This window comes from Klebsiella sp. R445, assembly GCF_051131755.1.
GTDB lineage: Bacteria > Pseudomonadota > Gammaproteobacteria > Enterobacterales > Enterobacteriaceae > Klebsiella > Klebsiella lignicola.
The window spans coordinates 4260401-4283871 of the sequence record NZ_CP180446.1 but is presented as its reverse complement, the minus strand read 5'-3'; the positions used below and the strand labels follow the sequence as shown (position 1 = coordinate 4283871).

Sequence of the window (23471 nt, the reverse complement as noted above, 5' to 3'; positions counted from 1 at the left end):
GATGATGTATGAATGAAACACTGCAGTTTTCCGTTATTCGTAAAAACCAGACGCAGCTTGAAATTCATTTTTCCAAAGTATTAGATAACGCCACGCTCTATTGGACGCGGGACCATGATATCAATACGGCTGAACGTAATCTCATTACTGGGTGTACCGCTGGCCCTGTCTATTTAGACGATCCGTTGCAGGCGCGGCAGCGTATCTATTTTATTCTGGAGTATGCGGGAAAATCCTGGCTGTTTGGCGAAAGAACCCTACCGGTATCAGGCATAAACAATTTCAGGGATATGGGGGGATACACTGGAGCAGACGGCAAAAGCGTTAAATGGGGCATGCTCTATCGCTCAAACCATCTGCACAATCTGACTCCGCAGGCTCAGGCCTATCTGGAAGGGCTGCGCATAAACACTATCATCGATTACCGCAGCGCTAATGAAATCGCGAAAAACCCCAATGGCTATATCGGTGAAAAAGAAACCTTTCACCTGGATGCCACAGCGCAAACGGCGGAATTAGCAGCTCAGTTTGCCGCCGAACCGAGCAATGAGGATCGCGCCCTGATAGAGAGCGTGGTACGCGATATCCCTGCTGAATTAATCAACGGACAGGGAGATCAGGTTATTGAGCAGTATCGAAATTTCGTGGTCAGTGAAAAGTCAAAAAATGCCTTTAAGGCGGTGATAAATGTGCTACTGGACCTGGAGAATGCGCCGAATATCCAACACTGCCGCGGTGGCAAAGATCGTACAGGCTATGGGGCCTTATTGGTTCTCTCTATGCTTGGCGTGTCCGAGCAGGACATTATTGCCGACTATATGCTCACAGGTGCTAATCGTCTGGAACGCAACAACGTTAAAATGGCCGCCTATCGACAAATTACTGATAATCAGGATGTACTCGATTATTTGCTCACGCTGATCGATACCCGCGATACGTTTATTGTTGAATCGCTCAATGCCATGAAGACGATGTCCGGTAGTGTGAGAAGCTATATTAAAAATGAGCTGGGTTTCAGCGACAGTGACTTTAAGAAAATGCAAGAAAATTACTTAATTGCATTACCAGTTTAAGATACAAAGACAGTTAAGCCTCCACCACACCGCCGGAGGCTTATTTTTAATGTATATTATTTTCTTCATTCCGACTCGGAAACATTTTACGCTGGGGCACAATGAAATGTCTTAGCTGCCTGTCCCGCAATCTATTTATTGACCGTAAAGACGCAAACCGACATATGGAAATATAGAGGCCAACCCAGCTGCAATACGTCCACAATAGAAAACGACTTAACCCCCTGTTGCACCGCGGGTGATACGTAAACCACAATTTTCGCCAACATCAGCCCGATCTTTGTCGCCTGGCTTCATCATTTTGACCGCTTTAAACGAAAGCATCTTCCCCTCTTGTTTTCCTGCTATAAAGACTCCGTTATCATGCTCCTTATGCAGTCATGAACATAAATGCAGGCTTTCATGATAGTCGATGAAACAACGTGAAACTTAATGATAAACACAAAAAATCACTAACTCATTTAAAATTAAGAATAATGGACATCACAAACCGATGAGTACAATAGAAAATTTAGACGCCCACACACCCATGATGCAGCAGTATCATTTTTCAATGGTTAATCTATTGAAATAGAGGAATTAATTAGTTTCCAGCTATATTCTGGCTTACTGGTGGCATGCATTTCAGGGAATGTGAGTACGGTTTGATAGAAGCAGTTAACTCACCCTCCAGGGAGCAAAACAACTACACATTGGTTATTTACTCACCTCTTCTCAATAGATACACTATTTATAAGGATTTACAATACCATAAGGAAAAGGAGTATGGCCTTACACGGAAAATTGATATTGAACGGGGCAGATTATGCACCTTTCAATCTGTATGGTGTGGGTGTTTTTATGGCTTTCTCTGGTAAAGGAGTATATCGGAATAAAGGAGCATGTGGAGCTATTCCGAGTGACGGACCACTACCACCGGGAAAATACTGGATAGTAGAGCGAGGAGCAGGTGGGCTAGGCTCATGGGTTAAAGCTAAGGCACAAGATCTATACAATAAATTTTACTATGGTGCTGAGTTTGGTCGGGATAAGTGGTTTGCCCTATACAAAGATGATTGGGGCATTGATGACGGAACCTGGATCAATGGTGTTCATCGTGGATTGTTTAGACTTCATCCAGGTCGAGTTTCTGAGGGTTGTATCACAATTGCACATAATTCAGACTATGCACTCATCAGAAATGCACTTCTAAGAACGGCCCCAATACAAGTTCCATGTATGCGGTCACTTATGGCTCGTGGCTGGGTGGGGGTAATAGCTGGTGACTATAACAACACTTGCCCGTAGAATTGCGAAAGTTATATTTTATATCTTTTTGTCTCTGGTTATAGCTCGCACCTTAGGTGCTCCTGAAAATTGGGTTAGTGACAAGTTCTATTCATGGCTTGGTCATCTTATTTATGGCTCAGGAGAAATAGGTGCAGACAATTACTATGATCTTTATTTCTATGTGTCCGTAATAACAGTTTTTTCTATAACAACTTTAATCTATTTAGTTACAATGAAGTTAATTAACAAAATAAGGAACAAATAATATGCCAATCCCTCCGTATATGTGGCTTAAAGATGATGGTGGTGCAGACATTAAAGGTTCTGTCGATGTTCAGGATCGTGACGGTAGTATAGAGATTATTGGGTTAAGCCACGGTATCAATCTTCCAGTAGACAATGCCAATGGTAAAATCACCGGCACTCGTCAACATTCATCTATGATGATTGAAAAAGAAGTTGATAGCTCTACACCTTATCTTTATAAAGCGGCAGCTACTGGTCAGACTTTAAAAAGTGCTGAAATCCGTTTTTACCATATCAGTGATGCCGGACAAGAAGTTTGCTACTACACTGTTTTAATGGAAAATGTGAAAATCACTGGTGTTAACTGTGGTGTACCTAATGTTAAATTAGCTGGCAACGATAAAATGAACCATGTCGAAAGTGTCAGCTTACAGTATGAAAAAATCACCTGGCGAATTGTTGATGGAAATATTCAGTATACTGATGCCTGGAACGAACGACCAACAGCATAAACAAAGCCCTGCGGGGCTTTTTAGCAAAACGGAAAGTAAATACCAAGCATAATGGGACCATTCTAATGACCACTGTTGAATACATTGTTCTGGATTTATTTAGAAAAGAAATTCCCGGATATTTAGACAACCATTGGAAAGAAATCCCTTTAGAACTTGATTCTGATTTATTTGAGGCTCCTGGCGATGATCTGCATGAAGCTTTGGATAAATTTGAAAAAAAATTTAATGTTGATCTTTCCAGTGTTAAATGGTCGTTTTATTTTCCTTGGGAAAATACGCCACTGCTTACACGGTGGTTTAAATTAAAACGGGAGGATGTCGAAAGAACTCGTAAACCTTTAACCATCAAAATGTTTGCCGAATCAGCGGAAGCTGGAAAATGGCTTTATGACTGATAAAATAATAGTGTTATATTTTATAAAATAGGAAGCTTGGGCAGGATCGTCTACCGGGGCGGGGTCAGTCCAATATTTCTAGCTTACTGGTGGCATGCATTTCAGGGAATGTGAGTACGGTTTGATAGAAGCAGGTAACTCACTCTCCAGGGAGCAAAACACCTACACATTGGTTATTTACTCACCTCCGCGCAATAGATACAATGTTTGTGAGGATTTACAATACCATAAGGAAAAGGAATATGGCCTTACACGGAAAATTTATATTGAACGAGGCAGATTATGCACCTTTCAATCTGTATGGTGTGGGTGTTTTTATGGCTTTCTCTGGTAATGGCATTTATCGAAATAAAGGAGCATGTGGAGCCGTAAAAGGTGATGGTCCTTTGCCACCGGGTAAATACTGGATTGTTGAAAGGGGATCTGGCGGGTTCTTTTCAAGAAGAAAGGCAGATATTCAGGATACATGGAGCAAAATTCGCTACGGTGCTGTCTTTTCACGGGACGAATGGTTCGCTTTATATAAGGATGATTGGGGTATTGATGACGGAACCTGGATTGATGGTGTCTACCGTGGATTGTTCAGGCTACATCCCGGAACGGTATCGGAGGGTTGTATTACCATTGCTCATAACTCAGATTATGCCTTAATCAGAAACGCACTCCTTAACACCACTCCAATACAAGTTCCATGCATGAAAAATCTTATGGCTCGTGGTTGGATCGAGGTGATAGCCAATGGCTCGAATACTTGCCCGTAAAATGGCTAAAACGATATTTTTTATTATTATAACCTTTGTTGTGGCACGATCTTTTGGCGGTCCGGAAGCCTACATAAATCACGATCTTGCGAGTAAGTTAGCTCTATTCATAAGTGGAGATGTAAATGCAGAATCGATTTACGATGCTTATTTTTATATAGACATCACTTCTGTATTTTCAGTAGCCATAATTATTTATATCATATTAATGATGCTATTTAACAAAATAATGAACAAATAATATGCCAATCCCTCCGTATATGTGGCTTAACGATGATGGTGGTGCAGACATTAAAGGTTCTGTCGATGTTCAGGATCGTGACGATAGCATATAAATTATCGGGTTAAACCACGGTATCAATCTTCCAGTGGATAATGCTAATGGTAAAATCACCGGCACTCGTCAACATTCATCTATGATGATTGAAAAAGAAGTTGATAGCTCTACACCTTATCTTTATAAAGCGGCAGCTACTGGTCAGACTTTAAAAAGTGCTGAAATCCGTTTTTACCATATCAGTGATGCCGGACAAGAAGTTTGCTACTACACTGTTTTAATGGAAAATGTGAAAATCACTGGTGTTAACTGTGGTGTGCCAAATGTTAAATCAGCTGGCGAATTGTTGATGGCAATATTCAGTATACTGATGCCTGGAACGAACGACCAACAGCATAAACAAAGCCCTGCGGGGCTTTTTAGCAAAACGGGAAGATGTAGAACGAACTCGTAAACCCTTAACCGCAGAGATGTTTGCTGAATCAGCAAAAGCGGGTAAGTGGCTATACGATTGAAGACAGGCTTTGCCGTTCTCCGTCCAGAAGGGATGGGGGAAACAGCTGTATTTATTATATATTGCTCTCCCTACGAAATATGAGCATTGATAGGCCGGGAATTTTATACTCACCTAATAAAAATAACTCATTGAATGATGCCAATAACTCTTGATTTGTAAGGATAAAATAAACACAATGATATTTTACATCATTTTTAATTTACACCTTTCACAAATATTACTTTTTATATAAACAAAACAATAATTAAAATTTTTAATTGATAGGTAAAAATTGTTTTTTAACTCCAGATGAAAAATGATAAAATTTATCTACAATCATCAAGCGTTCATTAGCGGGCATCTTATTATGGATAAAAAAATAAAACTAGTCATGGAGATCGTACTATTCGTAGCTGCTATTGCAGGAATATGTACCTACTTATTTCCAAATACTCCAGATGCGCACAAGAGTGATGACATTATTGGTACGTGGACATCAGATTATTCATATGATAATGGAGGAATTATAGTTAGAACAAATGGAAATACATCATATTTTTCTAATGGAAAATACAATGTTAATGCTGACATGTCTTTTCAACCAGATAGCACAACCATCATAACCTTTGCTATTAATGGTGCTGGAGAGTGGAGTATTCATGATAACGAACTAATAACAACACTGAATACTCTAAAGTCGACTCCAACTAACATGGTTTATAAAGGGAAAGTGTTGAGATCTCAAGATTTTGATATACTGGAACGAATTTCCAATCAGAAAATTAAAACCATAGAAGATTTCACAGCATCTGGAGCAAGTCAGTCTTACATTATAAAAAATGATGACCATGACAAAAAGTTATTAGAAGGTATAAATCCCTTCGGCAAAAACTTCAACATAGAGATGTATAGAAAAAAGTAAGATCTTCCATAGACACGATCGGTGTTCCATTGGTCGTGTTCATCCCGCCCTCGCATACTGCTTTAACGCTACTGACAGCAATAGTTGCCCATCGGAATGTCTGTTCCGCTGCTGTTCTGTCTCTGTTTGCGATTTCATCAAACTTACCAAGGATCGCATTACCTGAAAGATCTTTGACACTAAGGCCAGACCACGCGGAAAACCTTTCTTCTGCTTTGTTCAGCACATTCAGTGTGTTTGGTTTAGCTGGTTTTGATCTTCCTAACAGATGTTGACGATATTGAGCAAATACTTCACTCATAGTGAGTTCAGAAGCATCTGTTTCTCGTTTAATTTTGTTGGGATTTCTCTTTGTTGCGATCATTGTCTGAACCAACTGCCGGGCTGTTTCACGATCTTGATCGATACTCGGAAAATCAGAAACATTGCCCACTTTTACTTTCAACGCAGAACTTGCGTTTCTTACCGTCACTCACACTACGCTCACCAGAAGATACTCTTCGCTGGATTACATAGGCTTTTTTCGTCAAACTTACCTTCACCCCGAATCCCACAGGCACGTCCCTGTGATCATCAAAAACTATGTCAGGTTTTTGGTCAGGGTTAACTTCGAAAACAACTTTTCCAGAGCTACTGAGTTCTGGCTTAACATAGACACTTAACTTGTTGATAATAAAAGACTGAGTGAGAGTTATTTTCAAAGTATCACCACCATTTGTAGCCCAGAGAAAGAGTAAAACCAATCTATCTCGTTCTGAGCTACAAGTGAGCGACAAATTTATGGGTTTATGTGGGTTTAAAGGGGTTTTACCTGGGCCACATGAGCACTTGAAAGAATTAAAAAATGAGTAAAATCAACATGAATGATGCCATTGATAAGGACTTCTCTAGCCATACGCCGATGATGCAGCAGTATCTGAAGCTGAAAGCTCAACACCCGGAGATCCTGCTGTTCTACCGGATGGGCGATTTCTACGAACTGTTTTATGACGACGCCAGACGCGCTTCACAGCTGCTTGATATTTCGCTGACCAAACGCGGTGCCTCGGCAGGCGAGCCGATCCCAATGGCCGGGATCCCCCACCATGCGGTGGAAAACTACCTCGCGAAGCTGGTGAATCAGGGCGAGTCGGTGGCAATTTGCGAACAGATTGGCGATCCGGCCACCACCAAAGGGCCGGTCGAGCGCAAAGTGGTGCGCATCGTCACCCCCGGCACCATCAGCGATGAAGCACTGCTGCAGGAGCGTCAGGATAACCTGCTGGCCGCCATCTGGCAGGACAGCAAAGGCTTTGGCTATGCCACTCTGGATATCAGCTCCGGCCGTTTTCGCCTCAGCGAACCGGCGGACCGCGACACCATGGCCGCAGAACTGCAGCGCACCAACCCTGCCGAACTGCTGTACGCCGAAGATTTCGCCGAGTCCGCGCTGATCGAAGGTCGTCGCGGCCTGCGCCGTCGTCCGCTGTGGGAGTTTGAAATCGACACCGCCCGTCAGCAGCTGAACTTACAGTTTGGCACCCGCGACCTGGTCGGCTTCGGCGTCGAAAATGCACCGCGCGGCTTGTGCGCCGCCGGCTGCCTGCTGCAGTACGTCAAAGATACCCAGCGCACCACCCTGCCGCATATTCGTTCCATCACCATGGAGCGCCAGCAGGACAGCATCATCATGGATGCGGCGACCCGCCGTAACCTCGAAATTACCCAGAACCTGGCCGGTGGTTTCGATAATACCCTGGCATCAGTGCTCGACTGCACCGTTACGCCAATGGGCAGCCGTATGCTGAAACGCTGGCTACATATGCCGGTACGCGACACCGCGGTGCTCGTTGAGCGTCAGCAGACCATCGGCGCGTTGCAGGAGTACTACAGCGACCTGCAGCCGGTTCTGCGCCAGGTTGGCGATCTGGAACGTATCCTGGCGCGACTGGCGTTGCGTACCGCGCGCCCTCGCGATCTTGCCCGCATGCGTTACGCGTTCCAGCAGCTGCCGGCTCTGCGTGAAATGCTGGCTGACGTCAGCTGCGCGCCGGTTCAGCAACTGCGTGACAAAATGGGCGAGTTCAGCGAACTACGCGAACTGCTGGAGCAGGCGATTATCGAGTCGCCGCCGGTGCTGGTGCGCGACGGCGGAGTCATCGCCCCGGGCTACAATGAGGAGCTCGACGAATGGCGGGCCCTGGCAGATGGTGCCACCGACTATCTTGATAAGCTGGAAATTCGCGAACGTGAACGTCTGGGTCTGGATACCCTGAAGGTCGGCTACAATGCCGTTCATGGTTACTACATCCAGATCAGCCGCGGCCAGAGCCAGCATGCGCCAATCCACTACGTCCGTCGCCAGACCCTGAAAAACGCCGAGCGCTACATTATTCCGGAACTGAAGGAGTATGAAGACAAGGTTCTGACCTCGAAAGGCAAAGCCCTGGCGCTGGAGAAACAGCTTTACGAGCAGCTGTTCGACATGCTGCTGCCGCACCTGGCCGACCTGCAGCAGAGCGCCAGTGCGCTGGCTGAGCTCGATGTGCTGATCAACCTCGCCGAGCGCGCCGAAGCCCTGAACTACTGCTGCCCGACCTTTAGCGACAAGCCGGGCATTCGTATCACTGAAGGCCGCCACCCGGTCGTCGAACAGGTGCTGAAAGAGCCGTTCATCGCCAACCCGTTGAACCTGGCCCCACAGCGTCGGATGTTGATTATTACCGGGCCGAATATGGGCGGTAAAAGTACCTATATGCGCCAGACCGCGCTTATCGCGCTGCTGGCCTATATCGGCAGCTATGTGCCGGCAGAGAAAGTCGAGATCGGTCCCATCGATCGTATCTTTACCCGCGTCGGGGCAGCGGATGACCTGGCAAGCGGTCGTTCAACCTTCATGGTTGAAATGACCGAAACCGCCAATATTCTGCATAACGCCACCGAGCACAGCCTGGTGCTGATGGACGAAATCGGCCGCGGCACCTCCACCTACGACGGCCTGTCGCTGGCGTGGGCCTGTGCGGAAAACCTCGCCAATAAGATTAAGGCGCTGACGCTGTTCGCCACCCACTACTTCGAGCTGACGCAGCTGCCGGAGAAAATGGAAGGGGTCGCCAACGTCCATCTGGACGCGCTGGAGCACGGCGACACCATCGCCTTTATGCACAGCGTGCAGGATGGCGCGGCCAGTAAGAGCTACGGTCTGGCGGTTGCCGCGCTGGCCGGCGTGCCGAAAGAGGTGATCAAACGTGCGCGCCAGAAGCTGCGCGAGCTGGAGAGCATTGCCCCCAACGCGGCGGCCACTCAGGTGGACGGCACCCAGATGTCGCTGCTGTCGGCTCCGGAAGAGACCTCCCCGGCACTCGAAGCGCTGGAGCATCTTGACCCCGATACGCTGACCCCGCGCCAGGCGCTGGAGTGGATTTATCGGCTGAAAAGCCTGGCCTAATCCCCTCCTCCTCTGAACGTCACTCCCGGGCGCGCGGCAACGCGCCGCCCGGGTCTGTACCGCAGGAGTGGCCGAAGATGCCGGCGGGTTACCCCACCCGCTGGCGTAAAAAATCGATAAACGCCCGGACCTTAGTCGGCACGTGCCGCGCGTCCGGATAGACCGCATAGACCCCCTGCGGCGGAAAGCTTAGCTCCGGCAGCAGATGGATCAAACGCTGCTGAGCCAACGATGAGGCCACCAGCCACTCCGGCAACAGCGCCACGCCGCTGCCGGCGATAGCGAAGGCCATCAGCGCGGTGGCGCTGTCCGCCGACAGACGCGGGGTCTTTTTAATCTCAAAATCAATAACCTTGCGATCCCGACCGCTGAGCTGCCAGCGCAGCGGGGTTTGCAGCCGCTCGTGAATAATCCACTCGGCCTGGGCCAGGTCTTCAAGCGCTGCCAGCGGATGCTGCGCCAGCCACGCGGGTGCGGCAACGGGCAGGATTGCAAAACGCGAGATCAGCGCCGCACGGTAGCGCGAGTCCGCCAGCGTCCCGAGGCGAATGGCGACATCAAAACGTTCGGAAATTAAGTCGGCATGATGCGAGGATGAAACGTGGCGCACGCGCAGCGCCGGGTGCAGCCGGCTAAACTCGGCCAGCGCCGGAATAATCACCTGAGACCCGTACTCCAGGGTGGTAGTGATGCGCAGCTCGCCGCTCAATCCGGTGTGGCCGGCCCGCACCTCATCCTGGAGATTTTCCGCCGCCTTCAGCAGCCCGACGCCACGCTGATAGAACACCGTCCCCGCGTCCGTCAGGGTCAGCCGCCGCGTGGAGCGTAAAAGCAGGGTGACGCCAAGCTCACTCTCCAGCTGGCGCACGTTAAAGCTCACCACCGCTTTGGTCTGGGCCAGGGCCGCCGCCGCCGCGGTAAAACTTCCGCAGTCCACTACCGCCACAAACATGGCCATACGTTGCAGATTCAGCATGCTAATTCAGCTTATTGTCAAAAATTTTCAGACAGTATATCCCGCTTCATGACGTTTATCCGCCCGACGTAGGGGTTTAGAGTAGCGACCTTCTTAACCGGAGATCGCCATGACCTATCGCAGCAAGGTTGCCACCGTTTTTCTGCTCGGTTTTTTTCTCGACTTAATCAATATGTTTATCGCCAGCGTTGCCTTTCCCGATATGAGCCGGGCGCTTAACGCCTCCGTGGGAGAACTCACCTGGGTCAGCAACGGCTACATTGCCGGGCTCACGCTGGTGCTCCCCTTTAGCGCCTGGCTTGCGCAGAGATTTGGTGCCCGACACGTTTTTCTGCTGTCGCTTCTGCTGTTCAGCACGGCGGCGCTGGGTGCCGGAATGGCGGAATCGCTGAGCACGCTGATTTTCTGGCGCGCACTGCAGGGGATGGGCGGCGGACTCTTAATTCCCGTCGGCCAGGCAATGACCTGGCAGTATTTTCAGAGCCACGAGCGGGCAAAACTCTCTGCCGCGGTGATGCTGGTCGGGCTGCTGGCTCCCGCCTGCTCTCCGGCTCTTGGCGGGGTGCTGGTACAGACGTTCAGCTGGCGCTGGGTCTTCTTTGCCAGCCTGCCCGTGGCTTTTCTGACGCTTACCTTAGCCACCTGCTGGCTTAAAAAAGAGGCAAAAACGACGCGTCCGGGCCGCTTTTTACACCTGCCGCTGCTGGCCGACCCGCTGCTGCGCTTCGCGATGCTGATTTACCTTTGCGTCCCCGGCACCTTCATTGGCATCAACGTGGTCGGCCTGTTTTACCTGCAAACCCTCACCGGTATGTCGCCTTCCGCCGTCGGCTCGCTGATGCTGCCGTGGTCACTGGCATCGTTTGTGGCGATTACGCTGACCGGCAGATACTACAATCGATTCGGCCCCCGGCCGTTTATTATCAGCGGATGTCTGCTCCAGGCGGCGGGGATCCTGCTGCTGATCGGCGTCGGCCCGCAAACTTCGGCGAACACGCTGATAAGCGCCTTCACGCTGATGGGCGCGGGTGGCAGCCTGTGCAGCAGCACGGCGCAGAGCAGCGCCTTTTTGAATATCGCCAATCACCACCTGCCGGACGCCAGCGCGCTGTGGAATATCAACCGCCAGCTCAGCTTTTTAGCCGGCGCGGCGCTGCTGGCGACGCTGCTCAGCGTCCTGCTCCACCACTATCCCACCACGCTGGCGTGGCGCGGAGTGTTTATGACCGCAGCCGGGATCACCCTCATCCCCCTGCTGAGCTGCCTGCGATTCGACAACCAGGCGCTGATCCTGCGCCTGCATAGCAAAATGGAGAACAAATGAGCGCTTATTTTGATGAAGTTATTGATGCCCACGTCGTTATTGAAAACTGGTTGGGCCGCAAGGAAGGGAGCGCGGCGGCGTTAATGGCGCGCTTTACCCACGATTTTACGCTGCTGGCCACCGGCGGCACTTGTCTGGACCATCCAAAGGTCAGCGACTTTTTCCAGCAGGCCGGCGGCAGCCGCACGGGCCTGAAGATCGCCATTGATAGCCTCACGGAACTTGCCCGCTGGCACGACGGCGCGGCGGTTCTCTATCGGGAAACGCAGACCCTTCCTGGGCAGGCGCCGACGGTGCGCTGGTCAACGGTAGTGTTCAGGCAGGAGGGCGAGCGGATTTTGTGGCGCCACCTGCAGGAGACCTGGCAGGGGTAGAGTCAGGCTGGCTGGAAAAGAAAAAGGCCCAATCTTTCGATCGGGCCTTTTTGAGAGAAAATGTCTTATTCGCGGAATAGCGCTTCGATGTTCAGCCCCTGGCCTTGCAGGATCTCCCGCAGGCGGCGCAGACCTTCAACCTGAATCTGACGAACGCGTTCGCGGGTCAGACCGATTTCACGGCCAACATCTTCAAGCGTAGCGGCTTCATAACCCAGCAAACCGAAACGACGGGCCAGCACTTCACGCTGCTTGGCGTTCAGTTCGAACAGCCATTTAACGATGCTTTGTTTCATATCATCGTCTTGCGTGGTGTCTTCCGGACCGTTGTCTTTCTCATCGGCCAGAATATCCAGCAGCGCTTTTTCCGAGTCACCACCCAGCGGGGTATCCACCGAGGTAATGCGCTCGTTCAGACGCAGCATACGGCTCACGTCATCAACCGGCTTATCCAGCTGTTCGGCAATCTCTTCCGCACTCGGCTCGTGGTCCAGTTTATGGGACAACTCACGGGCGGTACGCAGATAGACGTTCAGCTCTTTAACGATATGGATAGGCAAACGGATGGTACGGGTTTGGTTCATGATCGCCCGTTCAATCGTTTGACGGATCCACCAGGTTGCGTAAGTTGAGAAACGGAAACCACGTTCCGGGTCAAACTTCTCAACCGCACGGATCAGCCCCAGGTTGCCCTCTTCAATCAGATCCAGCAGCGCCAGACCACGATTGCTGTAACGACGAGCAATCTTCACCACCAACCGCAGGTTACTTTCGATCATCCTGCGGCGTGATGCGACATCACCACGCAACGCGCGACGAGCGAAATAAACTTCTTCTTCCGCCGTCAGCAGTGGGGAATAACCAATCTCACCAAGATAGAGCTGTGTCGCATCAAGCACGCGTTGTGTTGCGCCTTGCGACAGGAGATCTTCCTCAGCCAGATCGCTATCACTGGGTTCCTCTTCTACTAAGGCTTTCTCATCGAAGGCCTCGACTCCGTTCTCATCAAATTCCGCGTCTTCATTTAAATCATGAACTTTCAGCGTATTCTGACTCATAAAGATGGCTCCTACCCGTGATCCCTGAGCAAAGCACCTTCGCGATTACCCGTCCTACTTCAAGCTGCATAAGCGTTGGCTTTCCTGCAACTCGAATTATTTAGGGTATATATCAATTAAACAACGCCAGGACGGAAACTTTTGCCCCACTGAAGGGGCGATGACAACCGGCCTGACGCCAGTAAATTGATATGACGCTTATCCGTACTCTGCCAAATTATCGCTGCGGTAAATATTGCAGCGGGTTGACGGATTTCCCCTTGTAACGAATTTCAAAGTGTAATCTTGTTGAGCTGGTGCCGGTGCTACCCATGGTAGCGATTTTCTGCCCCGCTTTAACTTCCTGTTGCTCCCGGACCAGCATTGTATCGTTATGAGCGTAGGCACTCAGGTAATCATCGTTGTGTTTGATGATAATAAGATTACCGTAACCGCGCAGCGCATTACCGGCATAGACGACGCGACCATCAGCTGTCGCGACAATAGCCTGTCCCTTACTGCCTGCAATATCAATCCCTTTATTGCCGCCTTCGGCACCACTAAAGTTTTCGATAACTTTGCCGTCAGTCGGCCAGCGCCATGCGGAGATCGGCGAACTGGTTGACGTACTGCTTGCAGTCGGTTGGGTAGTGCTGACAGCTGGAGCCGTAACCGGCGCGACGGTAGTCGTCGCAGGCTTATTGTTCGGCAACATCTTATTAGCATTCTGTTCACCTGAAGATTCAGAATACGTAATAGTTGGTTGCGACGCAACCACTGCGGTGGATTTTTGTGCAGAAGTTGTGGCCGCCGTCATACCGCCGCTGGACTGTGCGCTGGCCTGGGCAACCGCGTTATCGCCGGTAATCGGCTGGCCGGCAGAGTTGCCAACCTGCAGCGTCTGACCGACGTTCAGGCCATACGGTGCGGGGATATTATTACGCTGGGCAAGGTCACGGAAATCGTTGCCGGTAACCCACGCAATATAGAACAGCGTGTCGCCGCGTTTCACGGTGTAAGTGCTGCCACCGGTGTAGCTACCTTTCGGAATATCGCCATATTTACGGTTATAGACGATCTTACCATCGACGGTCTGCACCGGCTGTTGCGCTACAGGCTGAACCTGCGTTGTCGGCGTCTGAACCGGCTGAATCTGCGGTGCGGTCTGTACCGCTGTGGAGGATCCTGTTGGCGACGGCGGGGTAATCAGCATCCCGGAATTGGTTCCGGAAGAGGAGGTTCCACCCGCTGAACTAACCGGTGCAGGCGGGTTATTGTTATTTGAACAACCTGCCAGCCAGAGTGAAACCAGTGATAATGCCGCAATGCGACTTAAGGTAAATTTTGGGCTTCCCGCGCTCATTTATCCCCCAGGAATATGTTAACTGCCAATATCTTGCTTACCGGGTAACACCCGGCCAGGACACTGAAAATGTGTCCACCCTACGCCTAAAGTCAGGCAAAAAAAACATGGATTAATCCGGGTCTCACGCCAGCTCCCCCTGAACCAGGGGAACAAAGCGTACGGCTTCGACGGTATCAATCACAAACTCATCACCGCGACGGCGGATCCGTTTCAGATACTGATGTTCCTCGCCGACCGGTAAAACCAGCACGCCACCTTCATCCAGCTGCGCCAGCAGCGCAGGCGGAATTTCCGGCGGCGCGGCAGTGACGATTATCGCATCAAAAGGCGCGCGTGCGGTCCAACCCTGCCATCCATCACCATGGCGGGTTGAAACATTATGTAAATCAAGTTGCTTCAGACGACGACGCGCCTGCCACTGCAAACTCTTAATACGTTCGACCGAACAGACGTGATGCACCAGGTGTGCCAGGATCGCCGTCTGGTAACCGGAACCGGTGCCAATTTCCAGCACTCGCGACTCCGGCGCTAAGGTCAGAAGCTCCGTCATCCGCGCCACCATGTAGGGTTGCGAGATAGTTTGCCCCTGGCCGATTGGCAATGCCGTGTTTTCCCACGCCTTATGCTCAAAGGCTTCATCAACGAATTTTTCACGGGGTACCAGGGCTATCGCCTCCAGCACCCGCTCGTCGACAATGCCCTGCGTGCGCAGTTGATTCAGCAGACTTTCAACACGTTTGCTTACCATTGTGTATCCACCCCAACGCGATTCAGCCAGTCACTCACCACGCTGTGAGCCTGATGGGCGGTTAAATCAACGTGCAGCGGAGTCACTGAGACATAGCCTTCATCTATTGCTGCAAAATCGGTATCCGGCCCGGCGTCGTGTTTTTCCCCCGGCGGACCAATCCAGTACAGCGTATTGCCGCGCGGATCTTTTTGCGGGATCACCTGATCGGCGGGATGACGACTGCCACAGCGGGTGACCCGAATGCCTTTAATCTGCTCCAGCGGCAGATCCGGGACGTTGATATTGAGGATTCGACCGGTTCGTAGCGGTTCGCGGTTTAAGGCGCGCAGAATGGAACAGGTGATGGCCGCCGCGGTATCGTAGTGTTTGTGGCCGTTCAGAGAGACGGCCAGTGCCGGGAAGCCAAGGTGGCGGCCCTCCATCGCGGCTGCGACGGTGCCAGAGTAGATGACGTCATCGCCGAGATTTGGCCCGGCGTTGATCCCTGAGACCACAATATCCGGGCGAGGACGCATCAGGGCGTTAACGCCGAGATAGACACAGTCCGTTGGCGTGCCCATCTGGACGGCGATATCGCCGTTATCGAAGGTGAAAGTACGAAGCGAAGACTCCAGTGTCAGGGAATTCGATGCGCCACTGCGGTTACGATCGGGTGCAACTACCTGGACCTCAGCAAACTCGCGCAAGGCCTTCGCCAGGGTCTGAATGCCCGGCGCATGAATCCCGTCATCGTTACTCAGCAATATTCGCATAGTCACCCGTTGTATTGATAAGTTCCCTTACCACGCTGGTGGCGAAGCTGCCCGCTGGCAGCCAGAAACGCAGTTCAACGGTTACGTCATCCCACCAGTTCCAGCTCATCTGCTGCGGATAGAGCAGCATCGCCCGGCGTGCCGCTTCCACTTTTTCACGCACCAGCAGAGCCTGAAGCTGCGTCTCTTCAGCAATGGCCGCCTGTTCGGCAACCAGCGCATCGCGTTGGCTGCCCCAGTCACCGCTCCCCGGTAAGGCAGCAGTAATCATCAGTTCACGGCTATCAACCCGTGCCTGCAGCAGCTCGCGTTCTTCAGAGGTGGCGACAAACCAACTCCCGCGCCCCGCTAATTGTAGCGCATCGCCATCAACAACCTGATTAAATTCCGGTTTTTTTAATCTAATACTGACTTGTTGATTAAACAAGCTGCTACGTGCCGCCGACAGCCAAAAACTGCGTTTATTGCGATCGCGAACCGGTGCGCCGCTCTCCGCCCAGCGCAGTGCGCCCTGCAGGTTGCTGCCGCCGATCCCAAAACGCTGGGCGCCGAAATAGTTCGGCACGCCCTGCGCAGCGATGGCCTGCAGACGCTGTTCAACATCGTCACGGTCACTGATTGCCCGCAGAATCAGGGTAAACTGGTTACCCTTCAGGGCGCCGAGACGCAGCTTGCGTTTATGCCGCGCGTATTCCAGTACCTGGCAGCCTTCCAGCTGAAACTTGCTCAGGTCAGGCATCTCTTTACCCGGCAGCCGGGCGCATAGCCACTGTTCGGCGACGGCATGCTTGTCCTTCTGCCCGGCAAAGCTCACTTCACGGGCATGGATTTTAAGGAATTTCGCCAGCGCGTCGGCGACAAACCGCGTATTGCAGTCTTTCTTGAGGATCCGCACCAGCAGATGCTCGCCTTCGCCATCAGGCCCAAAGCCCAGATCCTCGACCACCACGAAATCTTCCGGATTGGCTTTCAGAAGCCCCTGCCCCTGCGGTTGACCATGCAGCCAGGTGAGGTCGTTGAAAGCAATCATTGCGCAGCCTTATGCAGCAGCGCCACCGCTTCGCAGGCGATACCTTCGCCGCGGCCGGTGAACCCCAGCTTTTCGGTGGTGGTGGCTTTTACGTTAACGTCATCCATGTGGCATCCGAGGTCTTCGGCAATAAAGACGCGCATTTGAGGAATATGCGGCAGCATTTTCGGCGCTTGGGCAATAATGGTGACATCGACGTTGCCAAGGGTATAGCCTTTGGCCTGAATCCGCCGCCAGGCTTCACGCAGCAGTTCGCGACTGTCGGCGCCTTTGAAAGCCGGATCGGTGTCCGGGAACAGCTTGCCGATATCCCCGAGCGCCGCGGCCCCCAGCAGAGCATCGGTCAACGCGTGCAGCGCTACGTCACCATCAGAGTGGGCCAGCAGCCCTTTCTCATAAGGCACTCGCACCCCACCAATAATGATTGGGCCTTCACCGCCAAAAGCGTGTACGTCAAAACCGTGTCCAATTCGCATTATGCTTTCTCCTGGTGTGGGGAACGGGTAAGGTAAAATTCTGCCAGCGCCAGGTCTTCCGGGCGCGTCACTTTAATATTATCAGCTCGTCCGGCTACCAGTTCGGGATGGAAGCCACAGTACTCCAGCGCCGACGCTTCATCGGTGATGGTGGCCCGTTCATTGAGCGCACGCGTCAGGCATTCGAGGAGTAATTCACGAGGGAAAAATTGCGGTGTTAAGGCGTGCCATAAGTCATTGCGATCGACTGTATGAGCAATGGCGGTCTTGCCGGGTTCAGCGCGTTTCATGGTGTCGCGCACCGGCGCGGCGAGAATACCGCCCACGCGGCTGGTTTCACGCAGCGTCAGCAGACGGTTAAGATCGTCCTGATGCAGGCACGGACGCGCCGCATCATGCACCAGCACCCACCCGGCGTCTGGCAGCGCCTGCAGGCCAGCCAGTACAGAGTCAGCGCGTTCTGCGCCGCCGTCGACGACGGTAATTTGTGGGTGGCTGGCTAACGGCAACTGGCTGAAGCGAACATCGCCAGGGCTGACGGCAATCACCACGCGCTGAACACAGGCATTGGCCAGCAGCGCGGCAACCGTGTGTTCGAGAATCGTTTTGTTACCGATTAAGAGATATTGTTTCGGGCATTCCGTTTGCATCCGGCGGCCAAAGCCGGCGGCCGGCACCACGGCGCAAACACCCGGAAAAGTGGCTGCCATGTCTTAATCCTGGGCTGGTTTATCGAGAGTTCTGCGCCGACCCCTGGTTGCGTTTAGACGCATCCGGGACCAGACGATAAAAGGTTTCGCCCGGGCGGGTCATGCTTAATTCATTGCGTGCGCGTTCTTCGATCGCTTCCTGACCACCGTTGAGGTCGTCGATTTCTGCGAAGAGCTGATCGTTGCGCGCTTTTAATTTGCTGTTAGTGGTTTGCTGCGCGGTGACGTCGTCGTTCACCCGGCTATAGTCATGCAGACCATTTTTACCGAACCACAGTGAGTACTGCAGCCAGACCAGCAAAGCCAATAGCAGCAGCGTTAATTTACCCATTCTGCCCCCTGAAAAACGGCATCATCATCCCAAAACTCGTCTGAGTTTGTTGCTCCGACGCGCGGACGATGCCGCGTAACGCGGGGACTGTAACACATTTCTGTCGCTGATACCCAGGCTAGATTCTCACACAAAAAGAACTATCCCAGTAACCAGAGGAACAGCAGGCCAAACATCAGTCCTACCGTCAAAATCGTCGCGCAGACGCTGTAGAGGAGTTTACCGTTCAACAAAGAGTGCAGTGCAATACCGACCACCACGGCGACCGGCATCAGTGCAAGGAAAAACGGCCAGGTGTAGAGCAGGAAAAACAGCGTGTTGCTGCCATACATAAGGAAGGGAATACCCAGCGCCAGCAGCCATGATATAAAGCCCACGGCCGCCCCTGACAGAGACCAGGTGGTCTCGTCATTGGCCACCGCGGGTGGTTCTGAACGAATAAGACTGAGGTTCTGGGTGTTACGCATATCGAATCCTGTTGACCGGGCGACCGGTATCGCAGTGCCGTCGCCGTTTCAGGATCTGATAATATCGCTCTGTCTGAGGAGGTCTAATAGTTGGTGCACCAAATTTGTTACCAATTGTTCCCCATCCAGATGAATTTCCGCCTGTTCCGGTGATTCATACACTGAATCAATCCCGGTAAAGTTACGCAACTCACCCGCACGCGCCTTCTTGTATAACCCTTTCGGGTCCCGCGCTTCACAGATAGCCAGCGGGGTGTCGACGAACACTTCGATAAAGCGTCCTTCCCCCAGCCGTTCCCGCACCATCTGTCGCTCAGCACGATGCGGAGATATAAATGCGGTCAACACAACCAGTCCCGCATCAACCATCAGTCGGGCGACTTCGCCAACGCGGCGAATGTTCTCTTTGCGATCGTCATCACTGAATCCCAGGTCACTGCACAGGCCATGACGCACATTATCGCCATCCAGCAGATAGGTGCTGACGCCGGCCTGATGCAGCGCCTCTTCCAGCGCACCGGCGACGGTGGATTTACCGGAGCCGGACAGCCCGGTAAACCACAGCACCACGCCGCGATGGCCGTGGTGTTGTTCACGTTGCTGCTGAGTAACAGGATGGGCGTGCCAGACGACATTTTCGTCATGCCGGGCCATTACTTGCCTCCCAGCAGATCGCGAGCGTCCCAGTGTGGGAAATGTTTGCGAATCAGCTGATTCAGCTCCAGTTCAAATGCGCTGAAGGACGATGCCGATGCCTGGGATTGTTCCTGCGGCTCACGCACCATGCCAGCCCCTACCGTGACGTTGCTCAGACGGTCGATAAAGATCAGTCCCCCGGTCACCGGGTTATGCTGGTATTTATCCAGCACCAGCGGTTCGTCAAAGGTCAGATCCACCAGCCCAATGCCGTTCAGCGGCAGTGCGTCGACTTCACGCTGGGTCAGGTTATTGATGTCCACCTGATAGCGAATGCCGTCGACCCGCGCGCGGGTTTTCTTGCCGGCAATTTTGATGTCATAGCTCTGGCCCGGAGCTAACGCCTGCTCTGCCATCCACACCACATCCACGCTGGCGCTCTGTACCGCCGGCAGAGAAACCTGCGCATCCACCAGCAAATCGCCACGGCTGATATCAATTTCATCTTTTAGTACGATGGTGATGGCTTCACCGGCGCCGGCTTCCTGCAGGTCGCCGTCAAAGGTCACGATGCGGGCAACGCTGGATTCTACGCCAGATGGCAGCACCTTCAGACGCTGTCCGACCGTCACGTTGCCTGAGGCTACCGTGCCGGAAAAACCACGGAAGTCGAGGTTCGGGCGGTTGACGAACTGCACCGGGAAACGCAGCGGCTGGTTTTCTACCGCCCGGCGAATTTCAACGGTTTCCAGAACTTCCAGCAGCGTCGGGCCGCTGTACCACGGCATGCTGGCGCTCTGGGAAGCGACGTTGTCCCCTTCCAGGGCAGACAACGGTACAAAGCGGATATCGATATCGCCCGGCAGCTGTCCGGCAAAGGTCAGATACTCTTCGCGAATGCGGTTGAACGTCTCTTCGCTGAAGTCCACCAGGTCCATTTTATTCACCGCTACCACCAGGTTTTTAATCCCCAGCAGGGTAGAAATGAAACTGTGGCGACGGGTCTGATCGAGGACGCCTTTACGCGCGTCCATCAGCAGAATCGCCAGGTCGCAGGTGGAGGCACCGGTCGCCATATTACGGGTGTACTGCTCATGCCCCGGGGTATCGGCGATGATAAATTTGCGCTTCTCGGTGGAGAAATAGCGATAGGCCACGTCGATGGTGATGCCCTGCTCGCGCTCGGCCTGCAGGCCATCCACCAGCAGCGCCAGATCCAGTTTCTCACCCTGGGTACCGTGACGTTTACTGTCATTATGCAGCGATGAGAGCTGATCTTCGTAAATCTGACGGGTATCGTGCAACAGGCGGCCAATCAGGGTACTTTTGCCGTCATCGACGCTACCGCAGGTCAGGAAACGCAGCAGGCTTTTGTGCTGTTGCGCGTGCAGGTACGCTTCTACGCCGCCTTCATTAGCAATTTGTTGTGCAATTGTCGTGTTCATGGCGGCTCCTTAGAAATACCCCTGACGTTTCTTCAGCTCCATGGAGCCGGCCTGGTCGCGGTCTATCATGCGACCCTGACGTTCGCTGGTTGTGGAAACCAGCATCTCTTCAATAATTTCCGGCAGCGTTTGCGCATTGGATTCTACCGCGCCGGTCAGCGGCCAGCAGCCCAGAGTACGGAAGCGCACCATCTGTTTTTTGATCATCTCACCCGGTTGTAAATCAATGCGATCGTCATCGATCATCATCAGCATCCCGTCGCGTTCCAGCACCGGGCGCTCGGCTGCCAGATACAGCGGAACGATCTCGATATTTTCCAGGTAGATGTACTGCCAGATATCCAGCTCGGTCCAGTTGGAGAGCGGGAAGACGCGGATGCTTTCGCCTTTGTTAATCTGGCCGTTGTAGTTGTGCCACAGCTCCGGGCGCTGGTTTTTCGGATCCCAGCGGTGGAAGCGATCGCGGAACGAGTAGATACGTTCTTTGGCGCGCGACTTCTCTTCATCACGACGGGCTCCACCAAACGCGGCGTCAAAGCCGTATTTGTTCAGCGCCTGCTTCAGGCCTTCGGTCTTCATGATATCGGTGTGCTTGGCGCTGCCGTGAACGAACGGGTTAATGCCCATCGCCACCCCTTCCGGGTTTTTATGCACCAGCAGCTCGCAGCCGTAGGCTTTCGCGGTACGGTCACGGAACTCGTACATCTCGCGGAATTTCCAGCCGGTATCCACGTGCAACAGCGGAAAAGGCAAGGTTCCCGGATAAAACGCTTTACGCGCCAGATGCAGCATCACGCTGGAATCTTTACCGATGGAGTACATCATCACCGGGTTAGAGAATTCGGCGGCCACCTCACGAATTATATGGATGCTTTCTGCTTCCAGTTGCCGCAGGTGAGTGAGTCGTTTTTGGTCCATAACCGTTCCTTATAAGGCCTGTCGCGCCGGGACTAAGCCAGATTTACCACAGACGCATTAAATGCCTCTGCTTGAGTTGAGTGTTGAAACCAGGCGAGCTGTTGATGCAGTTGCACCACTTCGCCCACGACCAGCAGAGCTGGCATCGGAGCCTCTTTCGCCAGCTGTTCCAGCTGTTGTAACGTGCCCGTCGTCGTTTGCTGATCGGCACGGGTACCACGAGAAATCACCGCCACTGGCGTGTTAGCATCCCGGCCATGGGCGATCAGCTGTGCGCTGATCTCTGCCGCTTTCAGGGTGCCCATGTAGATAGCCAGGGTTTGTCGGCTTTGTGCCAGCTGCGTCCAGTCGAGCGACGCGCTGTCCGCCTTGAAATGGCCGGTCACAAAGGTCACGCTCTGGGCATAATCGCGATGGGTAAGCGGAATACCGGCGTAGGCTGTGGCCCCTGCCGCTGCCGTAACGCCCGGGACCACCTGAAACGGGATCCCCGCCGCCGCAGCCGCCTGCAGCTCTTCGCCACCGCGACCGAAAATAAACGGATCGCCGCCTTTCAGACGCACTACCGTTTTGCCCTCTCGCGCCGCATCCACCAGCATCTGGTTGGTTTCATGCTGAGGCACGGAGTGTTCGCCAGCCCGTTTGCCGACGCAGATCATGTCGGCATCACGACGCACCAGCTCGCGGATTTCCGGCGTCACCAGAGAGTCATAAAACACCACGTCGGCTTGCTGGACCGCCTGCAGGCCTCGCAGCGTCAGCAGCCCGGCATCTCCCGGCCCTGCTCCGACAAGAATAATTTCGCCCAGCCGTTTTTCCGGCTGATGCAGTTCATCTTCCAGCGCCTTATCGGCGGCGGCTTTGTTGCCGGCGATCATCAGGCTGGCAAAACGGCCATTGAACACCCGCTCCCAGAAGCGACGCCGCGCTGCCGTGGTGGTCAGATGGGTTTTAATATGATGCCGCCAGTAGCTTGCCGCTTCGGCAACGCGTCCGAGATTGGTCGGCAGTAAGGCTTCAATTTTTTCGCGAATCAGCCGGGACAGTACCGGCGCCGAACCGCCAGAGAAAATGGCAATCAGCAGCGGGGAGCGGTCCACAATGGAGGGAAACACCGCCGAGCACAGCGGCTGATTGTCGACAACGTTAACCAGGCGGTAACGGGCATTTGCCGCCGCCGAGACTCGCTGATTAAGCGCATCATCGTCGGTCGCGGCAATCACCAGAAAAACATCGTCAAGTTGTTGCTCTTCAAACGCCTTAGCGCGCCAGCTGATTTCCTGGCGTTCAACCTGCCCGGCGATGGCTTCGGATAGCTCCGCTGCCACCACCTGAACCCTGGCGCCGGCCCTGCGCAGAAACAGAATTTTGCGCGCAGCAATCTCCCCACCGCCAACTACCAGCACAGGTCTTTCTTTCACTTCGGCAAATAAGGGCAAATAGTCCACGGTGCAACAACTCGCTTACATTCAGTCATAGAGCGACTATAGGGTGCTG

General features: G+C 52.7%; 24 protein-coding genes and 3 pseudogenes. 12 read left to right on the top strand and 15 right to left on the bottom strand.

The annotated features are described in order from the left end of the window. The first annotated feature begins 8 nt into the window (after positions 1-8). From ACMYSN_RS20210 to ACMYSN_RS20170, 9 genes and pseudogenes are all read left to right on the top strand, one after another. Entirely contained in the window at positions 9-1073 is a 1065-nt protein-coding gene (locus tag ACMYSN_RS20210) for a tyrosine-protein phosphatase (RefSeq protein ID WP_462495945.1), read from the top strand. A gap of 765 nt (positions 1074-1838) precedes the next feature. Then, a complete protein-coding gene (locus ACMYSN_RS20205) occupies positions 1839-2360 on the top strand; it encodes a DUF2778 domain-containing protein (protein ID WP_462495944.1) in 522 nt (173 codons plus the stop codon). A gap of 248 nt (positions 2361-2608) precedes the next feature. Further along, positions 2609-3100, top strand: coding sequence for an Hcp family type VI secretion system effector (locus ACMYSN_RS20200; RefSeq protein WP_462495943.1), 492 nt, complete (start codon positions 2609-2611; stop codon positions 3098-3100). Between the two features lie 65 nt (positions 3101-3165). Further along, positions 3166-3498 (top strand): DUF1493 family protein, encoded by a 333-nt coding sequence (locus tag ACMYSN_RS20195; protein WP_462495942.1) that lies wholly within the window; start codon positions 3166-3168, stop codon positions 3496-3498. A gap of 242 nt (positions 3499-3740) precedes the next feature. Further along, positions 3741-4259 (top strand): DUF2778 domain-containing protein, encoded by a 519-nt coding sequence (locus ACMYSN_RS20190; protein ID WP_462495941.1) that lies wholly within the window; start codon positions 3741-3743, stop codon positions 4257-4259. Further along, on the top strand, positions 4237-4500 hold the full coding sequence (locus ACMYSN_RS20185; protein WP_462495940.1) for a hypothetical protein: 264 nt from the start codon (positions 4237-4239) through the stop codon (positions 4498-4500). The genes ACMYSN_RS20190 and ACMYSN_RS20185 overlap by 23 nt, the downstream gene beginning before the upstream one ends. 1 nt (position 4501) lies before the next feature. Then, positions 4502-4935, top strand: a pseudogene (locus ACMYSN_RS20180) (Hcp family type VI secretion system effector). Positions 4936-4946: 11 nt separating this feature from the next. Continuing rightward, a pseudogene (locus tag ACMYSN_RS20175) lies at positions 4947-5051 on the top strand (DUF1493 family protein); the annotation flags it as partial. Between the two features lie 348 nt (positions 5052-5399). Next, the gene (locus tag ACMYSN_RS20170) at positions 5400-5954 is read left to right on the top strand and encodes a hypothetical protein (RefSeq protein WP_462495939.1); all 555 of its coding nucleotides are present in this window, start codon (positions 5400-5402) and stop codon (positions 5952-5954) included. Positions 5955-6026: 72 nt separating this feature from the next. Here ACMYSN_RS20170 and ACMYSN_RS20165 read toward each other — a convergent pair. Then, positions 6027-6655, bottom strand: a pseudogene (locus ACMYSN_RS20165) (integrase); the annotation flags it as partial. Between the two features lie 158 nt (positions 6656-6813). Between ACMYSN_RS20165 and mutS the strand changes: the two are divergent. Beyond that, the gene (gene mutS, locus ACMYSN_RS20160; RefSeq protein ID WP_462498300.1) at positions 6814-9381 is read left to right on the top strand and encodes a DNA mismatch repair protein MutS; all 2568 of its coding nucleotides are present in this window, start codon (positions 6814-6816) and stop codon (positions 9379-9381) included. Between the two features lie 88 nt (positions 9382-9469). Here the strand turns inward: mutS and ACMYSN_RS20155 are convergent, their stop codons facing one another. Beyond that, on the bottom strand, positions 9470-10357 hold the full coding sequence (locus ACMYSN_RS20155) for a LysR family transcriptional regulator (protein WP_462495938.1): 888 nt from the start codon (positions 10355-10357) through the stop codon (positions 9470-9472). Positions 10358-10466: 109 nt separating this feature from the next. Here ACMYSN_RS20155 and ACMYSN_RS20150 point away from each other — a divergent pair, with 109 nt between their 5' ends. Next, positions 10467-11681 carry an MFS transporter gene (locus ACMYSN_RS20150; protein ID WP_462495937.1) on the top strand — a complete coding sequence of 405 codons (1215 nt, stop codon included), beginning with the start codon at positions 10467-10469 and terminating at the stop codon, positions 11679-11681. Then, positions 11678-12055, top strand: a complete 378-nt coding sequence (locus ACMYSN_RS20145; RefSeq protein WP_462495936.1) for a DUF4440 domain-containing protein — start codon at positions 11678-11680, stop codon at positions 12053-12055. The genes ACMYSN_RS20150 and ACMYSN_RS20145 overlap by 4 nt, the downstream gene beginning before the upstream one ends. Before the next feature lie 65 nt (positions 12056-12120). Here the strand turns inward: ACMYSN_RS20145 and rpoS are convergent, their stop codons facing one another. From rpoS to cysG, 13 genes are all read right to left on the bottom strand, one after another. Beyond that, a complete protein-coding gene (gene rpoS, locus ACMYSN_RS20140) occupies positions 12121-13113 on the bottom strand; it encodes an RNA polymerase sigma factor RpoS (RefSeq protein ID WP_123756740.1) in 993 nt (330 codons plus the stop codon). Between the two features lie 217 nt (positions 13114-13330). Beyond that, positions 13331-14455, bottom strand: coding sequence for a murein hydrolase activator NlpD (gene nlpD / locus ACMYSN_RS20135; RefSeq protein WP_462495935.1), 1125 nt, complete (start codon positions 14453-14455; stop codon positions 13331-13333). A 124-nt stretch (positions 14456-14579) separates the two neighbouring features. Next, positions 14580-15206, bottom strand: coding sequence for a protein-L-isoaspartate(D-aspartate) O-methyltransferase (locus ACMYSN_RS20130; protein WP_123756738.1), 627 nt, complete (start codon positions 15204-15206; stop codon positions 14580-14582). After that, positions 15200-15961 (bottom strand): 5'/3'-nucleotidase SurE, encoded by a 762-nt coding sequence (gene surE, locus ACMYSN_RS20125; protein WP_462495934.1) that lies wholly within the window; start codon positions 15959-15961, stop codon positions 15200-15202. The genes ACMYSN_RS20130 and surE overlap by 7 nt, the downstream gene beginning before the upstream one ends. Then, positions 15942-16991: a tRNA pseudouridine(13) synthase TruD gene (gene truD / locus ACMYSN_RS20120; RefSeq protein ID WP_462495933.1), complete on the bottom strand. Its 1050-nt coding sequence runs from the start codon at positions 16989-16991 to the stop codon at positions 15942-15944. Before truD ends, surE begins: the two co-directional genes overlap by 20 nt. Next, positions 16988-17467 carry a 2-C-methyl-D-erythritol 2,4-cyclodiphosphate synthase gene (ispF, locus tag ACMYSN_RS20115; RefSeq protein WP_123756735.1) on the bottom strand — a complete coding sequence of 160 codons (480 nt, stop codon included), beginning with the start codon at positions 17465-17467 and terminating at the stop codon, positions 16988-16990. The genes truD and ispF overlap by 4 nt, the downstream gene beginning before the upstream one ends. Further along, positions 17467-18177, bottom strand: a complete 711-nt coding sequence (gene ispD / locus ACMYSN_RS20110) for an IspD/TarI family cytidylyltransferase (protein WP_462495932.1) — start codon at positions 18175-18177, stop codon at positions 17467-17469. The genes ispF and ispD overlap by 1 nt, the downstream gene beginning before the upstream one ends. Before the next feature lie 19 nt (positions 18178-18196). Further along, positions 18197-18508: a cell division protein FtsB gene (gene ftsB / locus ACMYSN_RS20105; protein WP_123756733.1), complete on the bottom strand. Its 312-nt coding sequence runs from the start codon at positions 18506-18508 to the stop codon at positions 18197-18199. Between the two features lie 140 nt (positions 18509-18648). Beyond that, positions 18649-18975, bottom strand: coding sequence for a DUF3561 family protein (locus tag ACMYSN_RS20100; RefSeq protein ID WP_123756732.1), 327 nt, complete (start codon positions 18973-18975; stop codon positions 18649-18651). 48 nt (positions 18976-19023) lie between these two features. Next, positions 19024-19629 (bottom strand): adenylyl-sulfate kinase, encoded by a 606-nt coding sequence (gene cysC, locus ACMYSN_RS20095; protein ID WP_462495931.1) that lies wholly within the window; start codon positions 19627-19629, stop codon positions 19024-19026. Continuing rightward, positions 19629-21056: a sulfate adenylyltransferase subunit CysN gene (gene cysN / locus ACMYSN_RS20090; protein WP_123756730.1), complete on the bottom strand. Its 1428-nt coding sequence runs from the start codon at positions 21054-21056 to the stop codon at positions 19629-19631. Before cysN ends, cysC begins: the two co-directional genes overlap by 1 nt. A 9-nt stretch (positions 21057-21065) precedes the next feature. After that, the gene (cysD, locus tag ACMYSN_RS20085) at positions 21066-21974 is read right to left on the bottom strand and encodes a sulfate adenylyltransferase subunit CysD (protein WP_434583303.1); all 909 of its coding nucleotides are present in this window, start codon (positions 21972-21974) and stop codon (positions 21066-21068) included. A gap of 32 nt (positions 21975-22006) precedes the next feature. Further along, positions 22007-23413 (bottom strand): siroheme synthase family protein, encoded by a 1407-nt coding sequence (gene cysG, locus ACMYSN_RS20080; protein WP_462498299.1) that lies wholly within the window; start codon positions 23411-23413, stop codon positions 22007-22009. Positions 23414-23471: the final 58 nt, after the last annotated feature.